The sequence below is a fragment of the Sphingobacterium sp. 18053 genome (genome assembly GCF_902706145.1).
In the GTDB taxonomy this organism is placed as follows: domain Bacteria; phylum Bacteroidota; class Bacteroidia; order Sphingobacteriales; family Sphingobacteriaceae; genus Sphingobacterium; species Sphingobacterium paramultivorum.
Map to the genome: position 1 here is coordinate 815,942 of NZ_CACSJW010000001.1, position 19,954 is coordinate 835,895.

Sequence of the window (19,954 nt, forward strand, 5' to 3'; positions counted from 1 at the left end):
GCAAAAACAATTAGTCATTAATCGCTAAACGAATATCTATGAAACATCTTATCATCGCCCTTGCGCTATCGTGGGGTACCCTGGCTGTGTTTGGACAAAAACAAGAACGCAGTCCGCTCGCAAAAGATCTACAGATAAAAATTGCATTACAGGCAGCCCCAGCAGACCAACGCGAAGGCGCCAAAGTATTGGGTTATAACGAAAAAGGCGAGTTTGTCACATTACAGGAAGGCACCGCTACCAATAACCTGATCTGTCTTGCGCCAGACTACAAATCTTCCGTTTTATATGCCTATGCCTATCCAAAAAGTTTGGATCCTTTTATGGCCCGCGGCCGCGAACTGATCGCCGAAGGCAAACGCAAACAACGTGATGAAATCCGCGAAGCCGAACACAAAGCGGGTAAATTACCCATCCCGCAGACACCAACCATACTATACGGCTATTGGGGACCATTGGCCAAACTGAACAACACAACCGGAGAAATCGAAGGTGCACAGCGGCGTTATGTGATCTATGTTCCTTATGCAAAAGCAGCCGATATCGGCTTGTCAAGCAAACCGGGTTTACCTGGAATTCCCTGGTTAATGGACGAGGGGTCTTACAAAGCACACATCATGATTAACCCCGAAAATATGGGACATAGCCATGGAAAATAACGAACCAGCGTTGATAAGGCAAAGATCTATCCTATTCTTTGCCCTATTGACCTTATCAGCATCAGCAACTACGTTCGCCGCTACAACCACCAACACAAAACCGTTTACTGAACGCTCTTTTCAGGACGGCGATATCCGTGGCATAATCACAGAAAAAAGCACCGGCAAGGCACTCAAAGGAGCTACTGTACAAATCAGGGAGCTGGGTCTTTACGCCAAAACCGATGAAAACGGTCACTTTACGTTCGACCGCACTCCAAGCGGACAATACACTCTTGTTGTCAGCTACCTTGGGATGCTGACCGTAGAGCAGACCGTAACTGCGAGCAAACAGCCTATTGCAATAGCATTGGCCGAAAACTCCATTGCCCTGGCAGACGTTGTGGTCGTTGGTCAGGAAAACCGAAAAGAAGGTGCCACCTCGACCATCATCAACCGTAAGGCCATTGAACATATGCAGGCGACCAACCTGGGTGAAGTCCTACAGTTGCTACCCGGTGGAATGACAACGAATCCGAGTTTCACCAATGTCAATAAAACCGGCATACGGAATGTGGGCAATAGCAACCAGACCAACCGTTCTTCGGATTATATGAGCTCCCTGGGTACTTCGCTTATCATTAACGGGGCGCCAACGTCCAACAATGCCAATTTGCAGTCTATGGGTTCTGCGGCGATATTAACGGGTACTTCTGGATCAAGCGGTTCGGCTGGCAGTTTTTCCACTTCCCAGGGTTTGGGTGCCGATATGCGGCAGTACACGGCCGATAATGTCGAATCCGTTGAAGTCATCCGCGGCATTGCCGGGGTCGAATATGGCGACATGACCTCGGGCGCCATTATCGTGCAGACAAAAGCCGGCAAAGAAGACCTGCAGATCAAAGGACGGATAAACCCGAAGCTTACCCAATTCTGGTCAGGCCAGGGTTTTGACCTCGGAAAAAACAAGGGGACTTTGTTCGTTGACCTGGATTATACTCACGCCAACGACGAGCAGACATCGGCCTATGCGGCCTATAACCGTGTAACGGGATCTGCGCAGTACAGCAAAACCTTTGGCCAGGAAAAGCCATTGTATACCACTACCTATTTTTCCTTTGGCAGCAACCTGGATAATGTCAAAATTGATCCCGATGCCAATGCTGTTCCGCAGCTCAACAAGTCTCAGGAATACAGTTACCGCTTTTCGACCAATGGAAAATGGAAGGTCAATAAGGCCCTGGCCAGACAGTTAAACTATACCGTGTCATTGAATTACTCGCTTCAGAAATCATACATGGAAAATGCTGGAACTGCTGGTATTTCAGCTGTGGGAAGCTCTTATACCGATGGTACATTTGAGGCCCCCTATCTACCTGCGAGCTACACCAATAAAGCCTGGGTAGAGGGAAAACCGATCAATTTATTTGCCAAGATATCGGATGAGTTATATGCCAAAACAGGCCTTTTTACACACCGCGTCCTTGTCGGTACTGATTACAGATTGGATGCCAACAGTGGAAACGGAAAGACCTTTGATCCCAACTTCCCCTACCGTACCAATAACCTGAACGGTTACCGCGCGCGGGCCTACAAAGATATACCCGCACTGAATCAGCTCGGCGCCTATGCCGAGGACCGTATGACGGCCCGATTTGGAAAGCGCGAACTGGCTATACAGGCCGGTGTGCGGATGGATCAGCTACAGCCTTTCAGTGGCGACGGCAAAACCGCTGTGTCGCCACGGATCAATGTGAGCTACGACCTTCTGCATGCTTTTACCCTACGCGGAGGCTATGGCATCGCCACCAAGGCACCTACCTTGAACATGCTGTATCCCGAAAATGCCTATTTCGATGTTTTCAGTTTAAACTATTACAAGCAAGATCCCAACGAAGCGCTAGCGCTCCTGACCACACGTGTCTATGAAACAGGCAACGATCAGCTCAAGCTGGCCAAATCCTATAAAAAAGAATTGGGTATCGACTGGAAAATCGGCAAAGGTCAGCGTTTGAGCATTACCGCTTATCACGATAAAATCGACAATGCCTACGACTATATGACCACCTTAAATAGCCTGCAGTATGCGCTTATTCCGACGTATACCGTACAGCAGGAAGTAGCGGGCGGGAAACCGATTTTGAGTGATGTTGTGACCAATACGCCTTATGTATTTACCTATGCCACCCCTACCAACGGTAGACAGATCATCAACAAGGGGGCTGAATTTGATTTTGATATGGGCCGCTTCGATGCCATCCGTACTTCTTTTCAGCTCACCGGGGCCTATCAGTCGACCAAATCAACCACCACTATACCTTATACCCTTGCACAGGAGGTGCCCAACAAAACGATGACACGCGTCGGTGTATTTGCGCCACGCGGGACCGACAGCGAGCGACTCATGACCACCTTAAGGGCTATACACCATATTCCCGAACTACGGTTTATCCTGACCCTGACGGCACAGACCATCTGGATCGATAAGGAGCGCTATGTCGACTACTCCAGCCTACCGATCGGTTATATCCCCGTAGGGTCTGACAAACCCATGGACATTGTCTATTTTTCAGAGGCGGAGCGCCAGCAGATCACCTCGGCCGACCGCGATATTTACCTCAGTCTCAGCGATGCAACCTTCCGGACCGAAAGCTGGAAACCACTTTGGCTGTTCAACATGAAATTGACCAAGGAATTTGCCAAAAATATGGGCTTCTCGTTCTATGCCAACAACTTCATCAACAACAGACCGTTGGTACGGAGCACGCGCAATCCTGAACAGTTCACAAAACGAAATATTGATATCTTTTTTGGAACCGAACTGTCTATTAAATTCTAAAAAAATGAAGAAAATCAATTGTTATCTCTACCTGGTTGCGTTGCTCTGTTTATTGAGTGGCTGCCGCAAAGATTTTGCGACGGTCAATACGCTTTCCTATACCCTGGCTGTCCACTACCCCAGCAATTATATTGAATCTTTTGCCGCGAATGCTACGGTAACCCTTAAAAACACATTTACAGGTCAACAGTCCCAATTGACCACCAATGCAAAGGGTGAGGTCGATCTGCAGGATATTATACCTGGTATCTACACTGTAACGGTAAGCCGGGAAGTGACCGAAGAGGAAAGCCTCAGCATCAGCGGACGCCTGGGCAAAGCATTTTTGAATGCCTCCATCCCTTCCCTACGTATTCAGGAATCCGGAAAGACCGACATTCAGTTGAGCGGCGGTGCCATCGGTGGATTTGTCATCAAGGAATTCTATTATACCGGTAGCCGCACCCCAAATAATTCGACTTATTTATACGATGGTTTTGTAGAAATCTACAACAACTCGACCGACACCCTATATGCTGGCGGAATCTCCTTTGGAGCGACAAAAGCAGGTTCAACTGTAGCCACCAAATTTATCGAAGATCAACAAAGCGTATACCTTGCCTCCCTATGGACCATTCCGGGTACCGCAGGTGTAGATCACCCTGTAGCGCCGGGCAAATCTATTGTCATTGCTGTCGACGGAATTAATCATAAGACAGATCCAAAAGGCAATCCCAATGCACCCACAGATTTAGGGGCAGGAATTGCCGATTTTGAGACCTATTTTAATCCGCCCGGAAATTCCAACGATACCGACTCGCCAGACGTACCCAACGTAACACTGATCTATAGCTCATCGTTGACCGTTTTTGACTGGCTGCCCGGTGTCAATGGCTCTGGACTCGTTATCCTTTCGCCCGACGACTATGCCAGCTACGAAACTGTCACCGAACCCGGAGCAACTGCTTCAACACGTTATGTGAAAGTTGCTGCAGAGAAAGTTATCGACGGCGTGGATTGCGTTGCTAACAGCACCATTACACTGGACAAAAAACGTTTACCGCTCACGATTGATGCTGGAGTAGCCTTTGTTGGCGGCGGTGCCGGCACCGGAAAATCGGTTATCCGGAAAGTAAGGGAAGAAATCAATGGCATCAAAGTACTGATGGACACCAACAATTCCTCCAGCGACTTTACGATAAACGATACCCCTAGTCCCAAAAGTTATTCCAAATAAGCAGGCGCATCATGAACATAAAATATATTTTTTCCCTGGCATTTACAGCCTCTTTCATGCAGCTGCAAGCACAGGAAAATCCGAATATCAGCTACTCCAAAGAAAAAGAAAGCCTGTTAAAACTCAAAACCAGCGCTTTACTGGGGGAGCTTGACCTACCGGCTGTGGGAAACACCACTTTAGGCTATTTCTATGAAGGCGGAGATTTTAGACATCCATTTACAGGCAAATCGAAACAGGGACTCAATTTTTCGACAGAGAAATTTCAGCGCTCAGGCGACTGGACGCTCTATGGTCGCTTTGACTTTACCACATTGAAAGAGAAGGAGCTGGCCTATGCATCCCTTGTGAATCCATTTACTGACAATCCCTATCAGCTAGTCGACTCACTAAAGGGCGACTGGAATAAGCAGTTTTATACAATGGACCTCAAAGTAGCGAGCCCCAGCTTTGCCGGTGGCAGCATGCGTGCCGGCCTCGACCTCTCCTATCAGGTCGCTACGGGCGCGCGACAAATGGACCCACGCTCTCAGGATACGAAAAATAAAATCCAGCTAGCACCAAATATTTCCTACAAAATCAGCAAGCGGCATCAGCTTGGGATTGCAGCCATTTATAATTATCAGAAAAATGATCTGAATCTGGTACGTGCCAACGGAAGTCAACAATACAACGTCTATAAACTTCTGGGCTTAGCCGAATACCTCGGGGCATCACCTTTCATTATGACGGCAGATATGGAACGCAGCTATCTTGCGCATGCGTATGGCAGCGAACTCAGCTTTCGTTATACCGCCGATCAGTTCCGCTGGTTGCTGTCCGGAAGCTACCTCCGTCATGAGGAAAAGGTCACCGACGGCAGCACCTATCCAATGAAGGCTGGCAAACATCAATACGATCAGTACACAGTGTTATCGACCATTGATCTAAAACGTGGCGATTACAATCATCACTTCGATTTAAACCTGCTGTATTGTGATATTTCCAATACCGAATACCAGCAATTGCAGCGGACAGACGACCGCAGTTATGAAACTATTTTTGAAGGCAGCTTGAATACGGCACTACGCAGCCAGGCTACTTTGGGGTATATATTGGCCAAAGAAACCAGCGCCTATCGCTCCGACTGGTTTGCCAAGGCCACCGTAAGTTATTCCGGCTGGGACAACCGCTATGCCCTACCGCAGGGAAAAGAAATTGTCGACCGCATGGATATTGGCATCCGCTTTAACAAAGCCCTATCGCGCTGGGTCTTTGATGTGGCATCCAACTACAATTTTGGCGTAAAAAACGAATGGAGCTACACAGATAAAAGCTATTCGAGCAATTTTGTTGCAAACAGCATTGCCCTGCCTATATACCAGTATTTAACACGCGATCGGGTAGTCAATGCCCTGAGCATACAATACCGGCTTTCCAACTTCGGAAAGAAAAGCAATCAGCTTTATCTGAAGGGATCGGGCAGCCTGGAAACAGCGCTGTCTACATCTGGTGGATATGGTGACAACGGAAAATCCCGGTATGCAGCCAGTTTGACATTGGGGTTATTGACATTTTAGTTCCTTAGAAAATGGCGGAATACCTCCCATGGTTTCCGCCATTTGTATCGTTTAGTCTATCGCTTACTTTACATCTATCACGTTACCACAAAATCGCCAGGTAGAAAAAAAAAACGTAACCATAAAATCTTGAAGAACACCGTTTTGAACCGGTAATTAGCACCGTTAAGGACCTTCTGTCGCTGAAAGAAAGGATGCCTTAAAGCCTCTTATGGCCAAGAGATTAAGAACAACACCTTCATCGCGCTTTAAAGTGCGAATAGTGATGGTACATAATTTATCCTGAAGATCTGCCGAAATGTATTTCAGATCAGCAATATGCCGGCCGAGGTAATTGATCAGTTCAGTGCGTTTGGTAAGCACCTGAGCCGAAACAGAAAAGGTCAGTAAGTAATATTTCATATTCCGTATAAGTTTTTAATAATTGCGCATTCCGATTAAAGCCAGATTTTTCATATCATCGGCCCTATATTCGCTAAACTGTCGTAAATATAAAAATTTCTGACCATTACACAACAATAGTCAGAAGTTAAAAAGTGTTATTTCCACCTGAAAGCTTAGAAAATAAAGCAATAAAATTCGTATTACTACAATTAAAGAGGAAAGTCAATACCGATGATTATTTTTTATCTGACGATTTCACACAAATTTAATCACATGAAAATACAGTATAAATAAACTTTGTTTAGTATTACAAAACTTACGTATATTTATATTCAATGAAAAAGTCAGCAACCTATCACTTGATTAGTGGCAGCAGTCCACTTAACCGCGTCAATCATTATGCGATGATACGCATGAAAACCCTATTGATCTTATTATTTCTAGCTGTATGCAGCGCTGTAAACGCACAGCGTATTGTTATCATCGGGCTGGACGGTTTTAGTTCCGAAGGCTTTAGGGCTTCAAAACATCCAAATATTGATAAGTTGTTTGAAAAAGGACTACTGACACTATCCAGCAGACCCGTACTTCCATCCGTCACGCTTCCCAACTGGACGAGCCATCTCACCGGACAGGGCCCTGAAGAGCACGGCATCACAGCCAACAACTGGACGCTGGGCAACCATCCCTTGCAAGCTTTGGAAGTGGATCAAGAGGGTTATTCGCCATCCATATTCAAACTATTGAAGGAGCAGAAACCGAATATAAAAACGGCTTTCTATTATAATTGGGCTGAGCTTATCAATCCCATCAACAAAAAATACCTGGATGAAGTCTCCTTTGAGCAGGACGATAAATATGAGAGCAACTATGCAAAAGCCTTAAAATTTATCGGTGACAATAAAAACAATCCGATGTTGGTGTTTCTATACAGTGTACATACCGATCATGCCGGACATGGCCACGGCTGGATGTCGCCCGAATATATCGCGTCCATCGAAGAAGCAGATGTCGCCATCGGGAATTTTATACAGACTTTGAAAGTGCAAAATCTTTATGAGGACTGCTATTTCCTACTATTGACCGACCATGGTGGCATCAAAAAAGGTCACGGTGGTACGAGCATGAACGAAATGCAGATCCCCTTTGGCATTACGGGCAAAAAAATCAAAAATCTAGGCAGCACCAACGCCTTCTTCAATAGCAATAGAAATACCTCGTGGATCTTAGCCCGTCTATTTGGACTAAAGAATCTACCAAAATCCTGGTCGGGAACTGCTCCTACCGAGATCTTCAAATAAATTTGAAGACCCGGTCAAAGACATCCGAATATCTGGACAAACACATCCGAATACCTGGACAAATATATCCAAATACATCGGCTAGCAAGCCCCAAAGTCCTCCATCATCAAAAAAGCTACTTTCTTCTGAGGAAAGCGGCTTTTTTGATTTACTGGACACTTATTGAACGGCTGGTATCACAAATTTACTGAAAAACAGTCCATCTTAGCCCTTCAGTTATCAGAACCAGCTGAATGGCAGCATCGAAAAAAAACAGCTCCGATCGAAGAGCTCATCGCGCTTGCTACCGGTAACATCCGTTGCGGGAGCTCGGCAGCCCCAGCACTGCTGAAGGTCAAACGAATATTAATAATTTATTAATATTCGTAAAACGCTCAGGTTTAATTGCCTATTTACATTTGGTCTTTGCTTAACTATAATGGCTAATTGTGAATTGAAAACGCTTTCGGATCAGGAACTGGTAGAATTGGTCCAAATGCAAGATAATAAAGCAGCATTTTCCGAACTTTATAACCGCTATTGGGAACCTTTAATCAATCATGCCGGTAAAAGGACGGGCTCCCTGGCTATGGCCGAGGAAATCGTACAAGATGTTTTTGTCGATTTTTATTTGCGGCGCAAGGAGATCACGTTCAGCCAGTCCCTTGCGGCCTATTTAAAGACAGCGATTAAATTTCAGGTCTTTAAATCCTATCGGGCGCAGCAAGTCCAGGATAAATATATCCAAACAGCAGCCCATATCGGGTATAACGCTCCGATTCAGCCCGACAATATACTTGAAGCCAAGCAAATCCACGCGGAGATTATCCAGATCACCGAAAAAATGCCCGCAACCTGCAAAGAGGTTTTTCTATTGAGCCGTTTCGAAAAACGTTCCAATCAGGATATCGCCGACCAGCTCAACATTTCAGTGGCTATGGTCCGCAAGCACATCACCAAATCCATGAAGATCATGCGCACGGAAATCAAAGAACATCAAATGGATATTTTCTACCTGGTACTGCTGCTGTATACGCACAAAAATTAGGGAAAATTATTTTTTTTCACATTTCCATTCCCGCTTTTGCAGACTTTGGGTACTCCTTAGTATAAAGCACAGGAAATGGACGATCAACAGCTACTTGATATACTCGCTAAATACGAAGCCGGAACAATAACGGAGGACGAGCTCCAGCTTCTTGAAGAATGGTACGCTTCCTTTGAAGCCAATCCAGATCTCATCGACAGTTTAAACGCCAAAGAGCGTGTATTCCGCAAAAAGCAACTGCAGGAAAAGATCTTTGATCAGATCGACGCGGAGACATCCACATCGGCCAACCTACCAAAGAAGCGATTTTTCTTCTACCCAGGTCCTAGGCTATGGCAAGCAGCGGCATCCCTAGTCTTCCTTTGTGCCGTCTCGTTTTACATCTTCAAAAAGCAGTCTGAGCAATTGCTGATCCCTGCCGCAGAGCAAAGCAACAGCATTCATCCCGCTACGGATAAAGCCATCTTAACCCTCGGAAACGGCGAAAAAATCATGTTGGATGAATCCAAAAATGGCGAACTCAGTACCGAAGGAAACATTCATATCAACAAACTGAAATCCGGTAATCTGGTTTATACGGCTGGCAAGAACGTCGAGAAGGTCCATATCAATACACTTGTTACACCACGGGGTGGCCGGTACCAATTGACATTGGCCGACAGAACCCAGGTCTGGCTCAATGCACAATCGTCGATCAGCTACCCTTCAGCCTTCCGGGGTTCTTCGCGCGAGGTGACCATCAGCGGAGAGGTGTATTTTGAAGTGGCACACAATGCGGCCATGCCTTTCCGGGTACGCTCGGAAAATCAACTGATCGAAGTACTGGGAACTCATTTTAACGTCAATACCTACAAGGCCAAATCGAGGACCAAAACAACGCTCCTGAGCGGTTCCATCGCCTTGACCAACGCCCATCAGCGCGTCATTCTCAAGCCCGGTGAACAGGGTATTGTGGCTGGAGAGTCTATGTCTATCAAAAATGTGGACCCCGTGGAAGTCATCGCCTGGAAAGAGGGCTACTTTGACTTTACAGATGCCGATATCGGTAGCGTTGTGGACGAACTGGGCCGCTGGTACAATGTGGACATCCACTATCAGGGTACCGCAACAGGCGAAACCTTTACAGGAAGAATCCCGCGGTCATGGTCTTTTGAAAAAGTACTGAATTTATTAAAAACGTTTAAAAGCATCAATGTAGAGATGCAAGGAAGGAGGCTTATCGTAGAAACAAAATAACCTAGAACTGCCATAGGTAGCTGCCCAAGGACAGTACCTGCTATAAAATTATACCGCATGCCCAATTCCAAAAAAAGCCAATAGTGGTCGCAACACTACTGGCCAATAGCCGGAATAGGCAAATGAATTTCTCGATCCAATTAACACATATTTCAGCTTAACAAATGTATAAAAAAAATACAAAAATACTATTGAAAATGAAGCTAAGCACCTTCATGACACTTTTTGGCATGCTACAGATCAGCTTCGGAGCAATAGGACAAAACATCAGTCTCTCCGAGAAGAACAGCTCCCTGGCCAAAGTATTCAAAAAAATAAGTACACAGACGGGCTATGGATTTCTGGTCGAAGGCAGCCTGCTGCGCATGGCCCGCCCCGTTACCATTGAAACCAGCAATACCGACATCAGGCTTGTACTGGCAGAAATTTTCAAAAACCAACCGCTCAGCTTTGTACTGAAGGACCAGTCTGTGATTGTTTCGGCAAAAAAAATCGCTGCTATCCCGGTTCCGCTATCCGGAAGCATGGGCAACAGCACCATCCAACAACAGGGAAATATCAGCGGCCGAATCATCAACGAAAATGGTGAAGCCCTTGCTGATGCAAGCATTACGCTGCTCCAAAGCAGCCAATCGTTAAAAAGTAAAGCCGATGGCAGTTACAGCCTGAACCTCGCCCCCGGAACCTATACTATCGAAGTGAGTTACATCTCCCATCAGACAAAACGGATCACCGACATCGTGGTGCAGTCCGGGAAGCAGACCAATCTCAACATCGTTTTAAAGAGCGTGGTTAAAAGCCTGGAGCAGGTGGTGGTGACTGGAAGCTATAAACAGGAAAGTGTAGCTTCCTTATATGCCAAACAGAAAAATGAAGCCACCATCTCCAACGGGATCAGCCGCGAACAAATATCCGTTTTACCGGATAAAAACGTTGGTGAGACCCTGAAACGCATCTCCGGTGTCAGTACCAACGACAACCGGCGGGTGGTGATCCGCGGTATTGCCGAGCGTTACAACCTGGCCATGATGGATGGCGCCACCCTTCCCAGTACAGACGTGCAGGTGCGGGACTTCGAATTTGATATTGTCCCCAGCAACCTCATTGACAATGTCATTATCCACAAAACCTCGTCGCCCGATCTGAGCTTTGGTTTTGGCGGTGGACTGGTACAGATCAATACCCTGGCCATTCCAGTGAAAAACTTCACCTCCTTTTCGGTGGGAAGCAAATACATCAATGGCTCAACGGGCAAAGATTTCCTGGGCTATGGCCGCGGTGGCTTAGATTACCTAGCCTTTGACGATGGCACGCGGGGCAATTTCCCACGGGATTTGACCGTTTTCAACGGAATCAATTACGACCCTGCCAACCCCTATAAACCCGTGCCTGAAGGCGTAACGCCTTTCACGCCGGAAATGATCGCTGCACAGAACAAACGGATCGGCGGACTGGAACGCCTCGGCACCCGAAAATATACGGCACTACCCGGACAAAACTACCAGTTCAGCCTGGGGCGGAGTTATACCAGCACAAAAGGTATTTTTGGATTTGTAGGCTCGCTCAGTTACCGCAATGAGCAGTCTATTGACCATATCTCCAATTTTGAACGCGGCAGCTGGCAAAAAACAGACGGGGCAACTTTCGATATCAGCACCGGCAAAGAAATCCATCCGACAACCTCAACACAGTATAACTTTAATTCAAGCTTAGGCGCTTTGATCAACCTGGGCTGGAACAGCAAAAACCACAAGATAACCTCGCGGAATTTCTATTCCCGGATGTTCAACAACCAGTTTTCGGTGATCGAAGGCTGGGGAAATGATATCGGCCACGATTCGAAGCCAGCTATCCGGGAGTACGACCGTCCCAAATTTATCGACATGCTGCAGAATAAGCTGGATGGCGAGCATCGGTTCGGCAGGTTCAAGTTCGAATGGAATATTGCCCGCAACCAGCTGAACAACCGCGAGAAAGATGCAACCGAAGCCTGGCTCGCTCCTATCGGCCTGCTAAATGATACCATTTACAATGTGGTCCCCTCGCACTACGCCAATGCCGGTGACGGAACATTTACACGCTCCGAATACCATTATACAGAGACAAACAAAATTGCTGAAGGTGCATTGAGCTACCAGACGAATTGGCTCGGTCAAAAGCAGACCCTGAAGGCGGGATACCAATTTATGGATCGGCATGGCTTATTCGAATGGGTTTCGCTGCCCATTGTTTCGGTCGGTGCCAATAATTTTACGCCCGTGAATACCTGGTCGAAATATCTTGAGTTTACAGATCCCCTACATGGCATGTTTTATTATCCAGCAGCATTCTCCGTGAGTGCCTATGAAGGGAAAAATATAAATCAGGCGGTCTACGGCATGCTCGACAACCGCTTCAACTCGTGGATCCGACTGGTCTGGGGCGTACGTGCCGAATACTTCAAGTATAAAAGTCTGCAAAATGGCGATAATGACCTGCAGATGGACGCCAGAACCATTGCCATGCGCAAGCAACGCTTTGTCGATCCCAAAACAGGGAAACTGGTCGGCATGACGGCAGATCCCGAAACCGAGGAGAAAACCTGGCGCTACCTGCCATCGGCCAGTCTGACTTTGACCCCCATACAGGATTTCAATATCCGTATGGCCTATTCACAGTCCGTAGTCCGTCCGGCGTTGATTGAAAACTCCAAGATGGTGCGTCAGGACCCTGCATTGGGCGGTGCTTACCGTCGGAATGAAGGCGTGCTCTCGACCTTAATTGACCACTATGACATGCGTTTCGAATGGTACCCTTCCATTGCGGAAGTTATTTCAATTGGGTTTTTCTACAAATATTTTCAGAACCCGATCGAATTGTACCGGCAGATGATGGATTCGTCGCACCGCATCTACGTGACCACCAATAACTCGGAATGGGCCAAAGTAAAGGGACTGGAGTTTGATATCCGCAAAAACCTGGGCTTTATAGCTCCCGGTTCCCTGCTGGAGGATTTCAATTTCAGCGGAAACATGACACTTCAAAGCTCCGAAGTGCAGTCGGCTGAATTCATGGCAAAGGGCATGGGTACCGATAAATATGGAAATACCTTTGAATACCGTGAAAAACAATTCCTGAAAAACAAGCGCCCGCTTTATGGACAGATACCCGTTGTCTATAATGCCGCCTTACAGTACGCCGGAGACCGCTTAGGGGTCAACATAGCGTTTAACCACATGGGTTATAAAACCTTTATGACAGCCATGAGCGAAGATTTGATCGAATACGAGCGCCCGCGCAATCAGCTGGACGCACAGCTGAGCTACAAATTACTGAAAAACAAAAACCTGGATCTTAAACTGAACCTGAGCAACCTATTGAACAGTCCGTTCCGCTTTTATGTGAACAGACCCGAAACGTTCAAAGTACAGGATCGCTGGAAAGGCCTGTCGAACTCCGAATGGCCAACGCAGGAATGGAACGAGATCTACGAATGGAAGTTTGGTTTTTCCCAAAAATATGAGGAAGGTTATTACGAGACCTCCGAAGACGGAACCAAAAAGATGCGCATAGGCGACAAAGAAACTTTTAACCGGAAAGTGGGCAGTTCCTTTAGCCTTTCCATCGGATATACCTTTTAAATCAACCGTTATGAAAACAAAAATAATCTTAACAGCCACGGCGATCTCCTTTTTTCTGCTATCCACCTTCCTTTCGTGCGATAAAGGTGGCGACGAACTGCTCTATCATTCCAATGTGCATATGATCAATTTAAGTGGTTATAATAACAGCAATGAGGAACTTATTTTGCAACTGGATACCTTTAGCGCTACGGTAACACCAGCCTTTAGCCGTATCTCGTTCGGTGCCAACTATAATTTCAATGACCCCGCCAAGCAGCGTTTAAAATTTACCATGAAGTCCAAAGCGACCGATAAAATTCTGCTGGAAAGGGAAATCAAAGCCAACGATACGGCGGCCGTGACGGATCTCAATGTTATTTACATGGACGGAAAAGTAGCCGATTTCCCGAAAGTACCGGCACCTGTGGAGGGCAAAGTACAGTTGATCTATATGCTCCAGTCCAATGTATTAAATTACCGGGAACCTGTGGATATTGTATTTGGAAAATACTATTTCACCCCCAAAGTGTTTGAAGAGGTCATACGGATCAAAAATCTAAAACCCAACACCTTCTCCCAACCGATCGTATTTGATCCCTTCCCCTTAGGCATCCAGGATTACAAGGGCGAAAAGACCTCGGTGCTATTTCGGGCCTATATCTATAAAGCTGGGACCGATATTCCCTATACCGAAGGATCTTCCTTTGAATTTAGCCAGCTTACCTCTGGTGCTCCTGTCCCTTCACCCACAAAAGCCATTTCCAAGTTGTTTATCATCAATGAAGCGCCCATTAATAATATGATGCGGTTTAATAAGGTTTTAGAATTATAATTTATGAAAAATTTGTCAACGAAGCTATATTCCCTAGCCACTGCGCTGCTGCTGATCGGCTTTCCCTTCCTTTTCAGTGCCTGCAATAAGGACGATATTGAGGTAGAACGCGCGATGCATATTCTGATCAATGGCTATAATGGTGGTGACCATCCTTTGCAGGTTGCAATTGATACCACCGTATTTGATCATAAAAATGGTGCTTTTATCATCCAGCCCCAGAGCAATATCCATTTTGCAACGGCGTTTAGCTACAAAATACCCAAAAAGAGATTGGTTACTTTGACCGATACCGAGACCAAGAAAGTGGTTTACAGTGCCGAATTGCCTGAAAACACCATCAGAGTCAATTTTAACTACGTTTATTTTGATGGAAAGGTGCAGGAAGTGAAGCCACCCGCTGCTGACCCCAATGTCAATAAACTGGGCTTTTATATTTATGATAAAAGTATAGATTTCCCGATTGATATTTCGTTGCAGAAGGTCAATGCAACTACGGGTGATGTCCGTAAGGAGTACATCGCAAAAAATGTGCTTCCCGGAAGATGGGTGTATGTCGACTATCTACCACTCAAGGATTTTGACAAAAGCGTCGATCTGCGGAGCGCCACGGTTAATTTTACCAAGGCCAATACGGACAATGAATGGGCTTTTGATGGCGATGAAACAAAAAGTAAACTGGGTGCTGAAGGTTTCTTTTTGCCGAAATTGAACGATAAAGGGAAGGTTCAACCCTATTTTATTGCACCAAAAGTACCGAATCAAACATTCAGCAGACTTTTCTTCTACTTGGATTAGGGTCGTAAAAAAAGGAAGCAGGGTTGTCCTGCTTCCTTTCCCTTAACCCAATTTCCGCCAAAAATTGAGAAAACCGTCGCATGCCGTATACTCCAGATCAAAATTACAGGGAATCTCTTCCCAACCGCTCCAATAGGAAACCACACGGGTACCAATAGGCAATAGCGCAAGCCGATTCCTCAGACACTCGGTATACGCATGATAAAGTTCTGGATCAGGCAATACCGAGTAATCAATTGGACTTGATGTATCTATATTTTCATAAAAGGAGTTATAGAAATAGAACGCGTCATAGTCGGAAAAACAGATCTCGTCAATATTGGCATGAATAAACGCTACATTCTGCACCTGATGTTTCTCGGCCAACCCGTTGGAAAGCTTCACCAGTGATTCGCGCTGTTCCACACCATAAAACATTCCATTGGTACACGAAGCTCCTACAAGGCAGAATTTTCCTGCTCCGGCACCAATATCCAGCACTTTGTCCATCGGAGATTCAACCAGGTACTCTGCGGCCATTTTTGCGACATGAACAGGTGTCCAGTGACGTTCAGCCAATTTTTTTATTTTGGGCGGGTATATATCATTAAATACACTGTCATCAACGTCAATATTCGATCGAAGAGCTTTAAAAATCATTCGTTTTCACTTATTTAATCTTTCGTACTGCATGTACAAACCATTGAAAATAAAACCCCTACATCATTGTCATCCGAACAATAACATGGGGGCAAAAATAAGGTCTAGTAATGCGCTAAGGTAAGGGTTTAAAAATAGAAAGGCAAAAGAGTTGAGCATTAATCCAACGAGATAAACTTTCTAATGCTCATCATATAACCCAAATGCAGACCTTCATGAAAGTTATTCCATTCGAAAGCATCGTAAATCGAAGTGAGATGAAAGCCCGTTCCTGTTGTGCGTTCCTGATAGGTCACAAACTTTTTGTTGTTAAAATCACGGATGGTCGGTTCAATCTGATCGAGGAGCAATCTTTTCAGCAGATCTGCTTCCTGCTGCGATACAGCTGCTGAAGGCCTTGTTCCGGACTGATAGCTGTTGAAGATTTCATCAGGGATATGTCCTTCTACCTCAGATCCGATATAAATTAATTTATGCTGTGTGGCAATGATGTGCCCGATATTCCAGATCAGGTTGTTACTGAAGCCATCAGGAATGCGATTGAGCTGTTCCAAAGAATAGTTTTCAAAGAATTTGAGGTAAGCCATCCGGCTCGTTTTCCATGCGCGAAAGAGTGATTCCATGTCTTATTAACTGTCTGTGTTTTGTACACAAAAATAAGCTGAATCTTTAAAACTGTCAAAGCTTATTTACGGCAATCGGATGCTTTACACAAACTTCTTACGAGGGCACCTGTAGACGCTGATTCTCTTTTTTATTGAACTTTTTGATTTGAGTATTGTTCAATTTAAAAGGAAATGGTTCAATTCTTAAAGAAGAACATATGAAAGCACAAATCGGACTCGTTATCACAGCAGTTGCCGGAGCGGTACTGTTCGTATACAGACGCTGGAAACAGCGTTCTGTACAGGAATCAACAGAAAAAACAGATCGCAAAAAGACGGGCAATCTAACGAACCCACCTTCTTGGTACCGCCCGGTTAAAATGCCCGAAATCGACAGCATGGATATTGTATCATTGCAATATGCCCCCGTCATGGTATCGCCCGACAGAAATGATGCGGCGCAAGGAATCAACAAACACATTTCGTATTACCATAAAGGCAATAGACATCAATAAGGTAATGATACGGAAATATTTGCAGTTTTAGCGATCTCTACAGTTGAAAAAGTGCCTAAGGATAGCATACTGCGCTGGAAAGCGATAGTAAACTATGCACTGTTCTCTGTGGTTCAGTCAGATCAAAAATACGCGCCCTGCTATCTTTTGCACTGATTATTTCCTCAGCAGGGATTTATACGGGTTTTTAATTTAGACATTCCAAAATTCGCTTCAATCTGAGAATTATAGATTATTTTGGGGACACCTTAATTAATATGGGAGTTTAAAATATATGAGAAAAAATGCTTCCGGCATCAACAATTCAGAGCAACGTATTGAAAACAAGAACAATGATTTAGATCTTTATCTAAAAGCATTGAATTCTGCCTATTCGGGTGTTATAATTACAGACAATCTGCAGTATGATAATCCCATCATTTATTGCAATAAAGCTTTCGAAACCATCAGTGGATATGCCCACGATGAAATTATTGGCCACAACTGCCGATTTTTACAGGCTCAGGACCGTTCGCAAGCCGAACGTAGTATGATCAAAGAATCTATTGAGCGCGGCGAAGAATGTAAGATTGAAATTCGAAATTATCGTAAGGATGGAACGCTTTTTTGGAACGAACTTTTTATTTCACCAGTGAAGAATGATGAAGGTCAGGTAACTCATTTTATTGGTGTTCAAAATGACATCAGTGATCGAAAAAAAGCGGAGCATGATCTTCGGGAAGAGAAGTCCCATGTGGAGCTCAAAATACAGCAAAGAACCAAAGAACTACAAGATAAAGAAAGCTTTCTGTCCAGTATAATTGAAACAGTACGAGAAAGTCTCTTGGTGCTAGATTCCAATTACATCGTCCTGAGCGCCAATAGACATTTTTTAAACTCGTTTAAAGTCACCACAGAAGAAACGGTAGGAAATTTATTATTTGACCTCGGTAATCAGCAGTGGGATATTTCTTCTTTAAAAGAGATGCTCACTCGGATACTGCCCACCAATAACCCGGTTATCGATTATGAGGTAGATCATATCTTTCCTCATATTGGTCGAAAAGTCATGCTGCTAAATGCTTATCGTATTGAATTCGAGGGCCAGTACAAAGACCGGATCCTGATCGCCATTGAAGATATTACAGAAAAGAAGGAGCAGGATCGGCGTAAAGATGATTTCCTGTCGATTGCGAGCCACGAACTTAAGACACCGCTCACAACAATTAAGGGTCTCTTCCAGATCTTGCAGCGATTGAGTGCCGAAAACACCGATCCGAAGTATGTCTCAACTTTAGATAAAATCACAGCTTATATCGATCGCTTGAATCTGTTGATTTCAAAACTCTTAGATACGTCTAAGATTCAATCTGGCAATCTTGAATTGCACATGGACCCTTTTGAGATCGATAAGACCATCCAAGATGCCGTTGAAAGCATGCGATTGGCGGCACCAGATTCTGACATCCACCTTACAGGAAATACAGGTAGTATCGTAGCGGGCGACGAGCTACAGATTATCCAAGTGCTGAACAATCTGCTATCGAATGCTATTAAATATTCACCCGAGTCGAAAAAAGTTGAAGTTAGTATCCACAGGGTAGCCAACTTTGTTAAAATCTCCGTACGTGATTATGGTATGGGCATAAACTATCAGGATAGACTAAAAATTTTCGAACGATTTTTTCGCGTCAGCCATATACAGAAAAAGTTTCCGGGTTTAGGCATTGGGCTCTATGTTTCGCATGAGATTATCTTACACCACAAAGGAACACTGTGGGTCGAAAGCGAGCCAGGAGAAGGATCCACATTTAATTTTACGTTACCCATTGTAATCAACAAATAAAAAATATGCAGCCTAAAAAGATAATGATCTGTGATGACGACCGAGGGATACTCGAGATGCTGGAGCTTTTTTTAGAACTAGAAGGATATAATGTCATATGCGAAATAAATAGCACACACCTGACAAAGCAATTAATTTCGCATAAGCCAGACCTCTTGCTGCTAGACCTCTGGATGCCCATAATTTCTGGTGACCAGCTGATTAAAATTATCCGCAGTACACCCGAAATTAAAGAAACTCCTATCATTGTGCTATCAGCAAGCGTCGATGGACCTGAAATAGCAGGGAACTTAGGCGCAAATGGCTTTATCGCCAAACCCTTTGATTTAACCGATATCACAGATAAAATTAATAGCATACTGAAAAACTAGTCGGCAAGTACACGCTGACCAGGCACACATAAAAGCACTTTTTAAAGAAAAAGTGCTTTTATGCAGCTGATGTGATCATCCTAAGACGAACGCTTACGATTCGCCCAATTTATCCACGAGAAGTAATAGATCGTCCAGTTCAAATGGTTTGGCCAAAAAAGCGTCGGCTCCACACGCAGAAGCTATCTGCTTCCCACGCGAACTCGCAGACATCATGATCACCGGAATATTTTGATGTTTTTCCGAACTTCGGAGTTCCCGAAGGATATCGCCACCTGACAACCAGGGCATTTCAATATCCAATAGTATAATATCAGGGTCAATTTCTTCGACAGATGCGATAAGTTCTCTGCTTTTTGACACTAAATAAACTTCACTAAATTCATTCTTTAGAGCCAGCTCCAAAACGTTAAGGATGGCGGCATCATCATCACAAACAACAATTTTCTTTTTCATTTTTTGATTGTTTAAAAACACCGCAATGATTGAAAAATATGGTCTTATGTGGGGATTAAAAATATAGACCTAAGCTGGGCAGATAGTTGGTTACCAAACCGTTTATATAA

Annotated in this window: 18 protein-coding genes; 13 read left to right on the top strand and 5 right to left on the bottom strand. The window is 44.9% G+C overall.

Annotated features, from left to right (window positions below; genetic code table 11):
• Positions 1–38: 38 nt before the first annotated feature.
• The 4 genes from GVK91_RS03705 to GVK91_RS03720 are packed head-to-tail and all read left to right on the top strand — an operon-like array spanning position 39 to position 6,252.
• Positions 39–659, top strand: a complete 621-nt coding sequence (locus tag GVK91_RS03705) for a hypothetical protein (protein WP_159727013.1) — start codon at positions 39–41, stop codon at positions 657–659.
• A complete protein-coding gene (locus GVK91_RS03710) occupies positions 649–3,477 on the top strand; it encodes a TonB-dependent receptor (protein WP_159727015.1) in 2,829 nt (942 codons plus the stop codon). Before GVK91_RS03705 ends, GVK91_RS03710 begins: the two co-directional genes overlap by 11 nt.
• Positions 3,478–3,481: 4 nt before the next feature.
• Positions 3,482–4,693: a DUF4876 domain-containing protein gene (locus tag GVK91_RS03715; protein ID WP_159727017.1), complete on the top strand. Its 1,212-nt coding sequence runs from the start codon at positions 3,482–3,484 to the stop codon at positions 4,691–4,693.
• An 11-nt stretch (positions 4,694–4,704) separates the two neighbouring features.
• The gene (locus tag GVK91_RS03720; RefSeq protein ID WP_159727019.1) at positions 4,705–6,252 is read left to right on the top strand and encodes a DUF6850 family outer membrane beta-barrel protein; all 1,548 of its coding nucleotides are present in this window, start codon (positions 4,705–4,707) and stop codon (positions 6,250–6,252) included.
• Positions 6,253–6,417: 165 nt separating this feature from the next.
• Here the strand turns inward: GVK91_RS03720 and GVK91_RS03725 are convergent, their stop codons facing one another.
• Positions 6,418–6,654, bottom strand: coding sequence for a hypothetical protein (locus GVK91_RS03725; protein ID WP_159727021.1), 237 nt, complete (start codon positions 6,652–6,654; stop codon positions 6,418–6,420).
• Between the two features lie 317 nt (positions 6,655–6,971).
• Between GVK91_RS03725 and GVK91_RS03730 the strand changes: the two genes are divergently transcribed.
• The 3 genes from GVK91_RS03730 to GVK91_RS03740 all read left to right on the top strand — a co-directional run bounded on the left by GVK91_RS03730 (position 6,972) and on the right by GVK91_RS03740 (position 10,201).
• Positions 6,972–7,937, top strand: a complete 966-nt coding sequence (locus tag GVK91_RS03730) for an alkaline phosphatase family protein (RefSeq protein WP_200845528.1) — start codon at positions 6,972–6,974, stop codon at positions 7,935–7,937.
• Positions 7,938–8,356: 419 nt separating this feature from the next.
• Positions 8,357–8,965, top strand: a complete 609-nt coding sequence (locus GVK91_RS03735) for an RNA polymerase sigma factor (RefSeq protein ID WP_159727023.1) — start codon at positions 8,357–8,359, stop codon at positions 8,963–8,965.
• Between the two features lie 405 nt (positions 8,966–9,370).
• Complete coding sequence (locus GVK91_RS03740; protein WP_159727025.1) at positions 9,371–10,201, top strand: FecR family protein; 831 nt, start codon at positions 9,371–9,373, stop codon at positions 10,199–10,201.
• A 331-nt stretch (positions 10,202–10,532) separates the two neighbouring features.
• Here the strand turns inward: GVK91_RS03740 and GVK91_RS27465 are convergent, their stop codons facing one another.
• Positions 10,533–10,811: a hypothetical protein gene (locus GVK91_RS27465; protein WP_235032756.1), complete on the bottom strand. Its 279-nt coding sequence runs from the start codon at positions 10,809–10,811 to the stop codon at positions 10,533–10,535.
• Between GVK91_RS27465 and GVK91_RS03745 the strand changes: the two genes are divergently transcribed.
• Genes GVK91_RS03745 through GVK91_RS03755 form a run of 3 tightly spaced genes read left to right on the top strand, consistent with a single transcriptional unit; the run spans position 10,726 to position 15,433 of the window.
• The gene (locus GVK91_RS03745) at positions 10,726–13,821 is read left to right on the top strand and encodes a TonB-dependent receptor (RefSeq protein ID WP_235032754.1); all 3,096 of its coding nucleotides are present in this window, start codon (positions 10,726–10,728) and stop codon (positions 13,819–13,821) included. The two genes, GVK91_RS27465 and GVK91_RS03745, sit on opposite strands and share 86 nt — an antisense overlap.
• Before the next feature lie 10 nt (positions 13,822–13,831).
• Complete coding sequence (locus GVK91_RS03750; RefSeq protein WP_153847754.1) at positions 13,832–14,635, top strand: hypothetical protein; 804 nt, start codon at positions 13,832–13,834, stop codon at positions 14,633–14,635.
• 3 nt (positions 14,636–14,638) lie between these two features.
• The gene (locus GVK91_RS03755; RefSeq protein ID WP_159727027.1) at positions 14,639–15,433 is read left to right on the top strand and encodes a hypothetical protein; all 795 of its coding nucleotides are present in this window, start codon (positions 14,639–14,641) and stop codon (positions 15,431–15,433) included.
• 42 nt (positions 15,434–15,475) lie between these two features.
• On the opposite strand, the gene GVK91_RS03760 is transcribed toward GVK91_RS03755, so the two are convergent.
• The gene (locus tag GVK91_RS03760; RefSeq protein WP_159727029.1) at positions 15,476–16,072 is read right to left on the bottom strand and encodes a methyltransferase domain-containing protein; all 597 of its coding nucleotides are present in this window, start codon (positions 16,070–16,072) and stop codon (positions 15,476–15,478) included.
• 158 nt (positions 16,073–16,230) lie between these two features.
• Complete coding sequence (locus tag GVK91_RS03765) at positions 16,231–16,695, bottom strand: DinB family protein (RefSeq protein WP_159727031.1); 465 nt, start codon at positions 16,693–16,695, stop codon at positions 16,231–16,233.
• 200 nt (positions 16,696–16,895) lie between these two features.
• Here GVK91_RS03765 and GVK91_RS03770 point away from each other — a divergent pair, with 200 nt between their 5' ends.
• From GVK91_RS03770 to GVK91_RS03780, 3 genes are all read left to right on the top strand, one after another.
• Positions 16,896–17,192, top strand: coding sequence for a hypothetical protein (locus GVK91_RS03770; RefSeq protein WP_159727033.1), 297 nt, complete (start codon positions 16,896–16,898; stop codon positions 17,190–17,192).
• 274 nt (positions 17,193–17,466) lie between these two features.
• The gene (locus tag GVK91_RS03775) at positions 17,467–19,017 is read left to right on the top strand and encodes a PAS domain-containing sensor histidine kinase (RefSeq protein WP_159727035.1); all 1,551 of its coding nucleotides are present in this window, start codon (positions 17,467–17,469) and stop codon (positions 19,015–19,017) included.
• Between the two features lie 5 nt (positions 19,018–19,022).
• The gene (locus GVK91_RS03780) at positions 19,023–19,388 is read left to right on the top strand and encodes a response regulator (RefSeq protein WP_159727037.1); all 366 of its coding nucleotides are present in this window, start codon (positions 19,023–19,025) and stop codon (positions 19,386–19,388) included.
• A 93-nt stretch (positions 19,389–19,481) separates the two neighbouring features.
• Here the strand turns inward: GVK91_RS03780 and GVK91_RS03785 are convergent, their stop codons facing one another.
• Positions 19,482–19,844: a PleD family two-component system response regulator gene (locus GVK91_RS03785; protein WP_159727039.1), complete on the bottom strand. Its 363-nt coding sequence runs from the start codon at positions 19,842–19,844 to the stop codon at positions 19,482–19,484.
• Positions 19,845–19,954 lie beyond the last annotated feature (110 nt).

Bases quoted from the DNA above. Each gene is read 5' to 3' on its own strand.
- GVK91_RS03725 (WP_159727021.1), bottom strand. From the start codon at position 6,654: ATGAAATATTACTTACTGACCTTTTCTGTTTCGGCTCAGGTGCTTACC.
- GVK91_RS03770 (WP_159727033.1), top strand. From the start codon at position 16,896: ATGAAAGCACAAATCGGACTCGTTATCACAGCAGTTGCCGGAGCGGTA.
- GVK91_RS03715 (WP_159727017.1), top strand. From the start codon at position 3,482: ATGAAGAAAATCAATTGTTATCTCTACCTGGTTGCGTTGCTCTGTTTA.
- GVK91_RS03745 (WP_235032754.1), top strand. From the start codon at position 10,726: ATGGGCAACAGCACCATCCAACAACAGGGAAATATCAGCGGCCGAATC.
- GVK91_RS03780 (WP_159727037.1), top strand. From the start codon at position 19,023: ATGCAGCCTAAAAAGATAATGATCTGTGATGACGACCGAGGGATACTC.
- GVK91_RS03730 (WP_200845528.1), top strand. From the start codon at position 6,972: ATGAAAAAGTCAGCAACCTATCACTTGATTAGTGGCAGCAGTCCACTT.
- GVK91_RS03785 (WP_159727039.1), bottom strand. From the start codon at position 19,844: ATGAAAAAGAAAATTGTTGTTTGTGATGATGATGCCGCCATCCTTAAC.
- GVK91_RS03710 (WP_159727015.1), top strand. From the start codon at position 649: ATGGAAAATAACGAACCAGCGTTGATAAGGCAAAGATCTATCCTATTC.
- GVK91_RS03735 (WP_159727023.1), top strand. From the start codon at position 8,357: ATGGCTAATTGTGAATTGAAAACGCTTTCGGATCAGGAACTGGTAGAA.
- GVK91_RS03760 (WP_159727029.1), bottom strand. From the start codon at position 16,072: ATGATTTTTAAAGCTCTTCGATCGAATATTGACGTTGATGACAGTGTA.
- GVK91_RS03750 (WP_153847754.1), top strand. From the start codon at position 13,832: ATGAAAACAAAAATAATCTTAACAGCCACGGCGATCTCCTTTTTTCTG.
- GVK91_RS03720 (WP_159727019.1), top strand. From the start codon at position 4,705: ATGAACATAAAATATATTTTTTCCCTGGCATTTACAGCCTCTTTCATG.
- GVK91_RS03755 (WP_159727027.1), top strand. From the start codon at position 14,639: ATGAAAAATTTGTCAACGAAGCTATATTCCCTAGCCACTGCGCTGCTG.
- GVK91_RS03705 (WP_159727013.1), top strand. From the start codon at position 39: ATGAAACATCTTATCATCGCCCTTGCGCTATCGTGGGGTACCCTGGCT.
- GVK91_RS03775 (WP_159727035.1), top strand. From the start codon at position 17,467: ATGAGAAAAAATGCTTCCGGCATCAACAATTCAGAGCAACGTATTGAA.
- GVK91_RS03765 (WP_159727031.1), bottom strand. From the start codon at position 16,695: ATGGAATCACTCTTTCGCGCATGGAAAACGAGCCGGATGGCTTACCTC.
- GVK91_RS27465 (WP_235032756.1), bottom strand. From the start codon at position 10,811: ATGCTTGCATCAGCAAGGGCTTCACCATTTTCGTTGATGATTCGGCCG.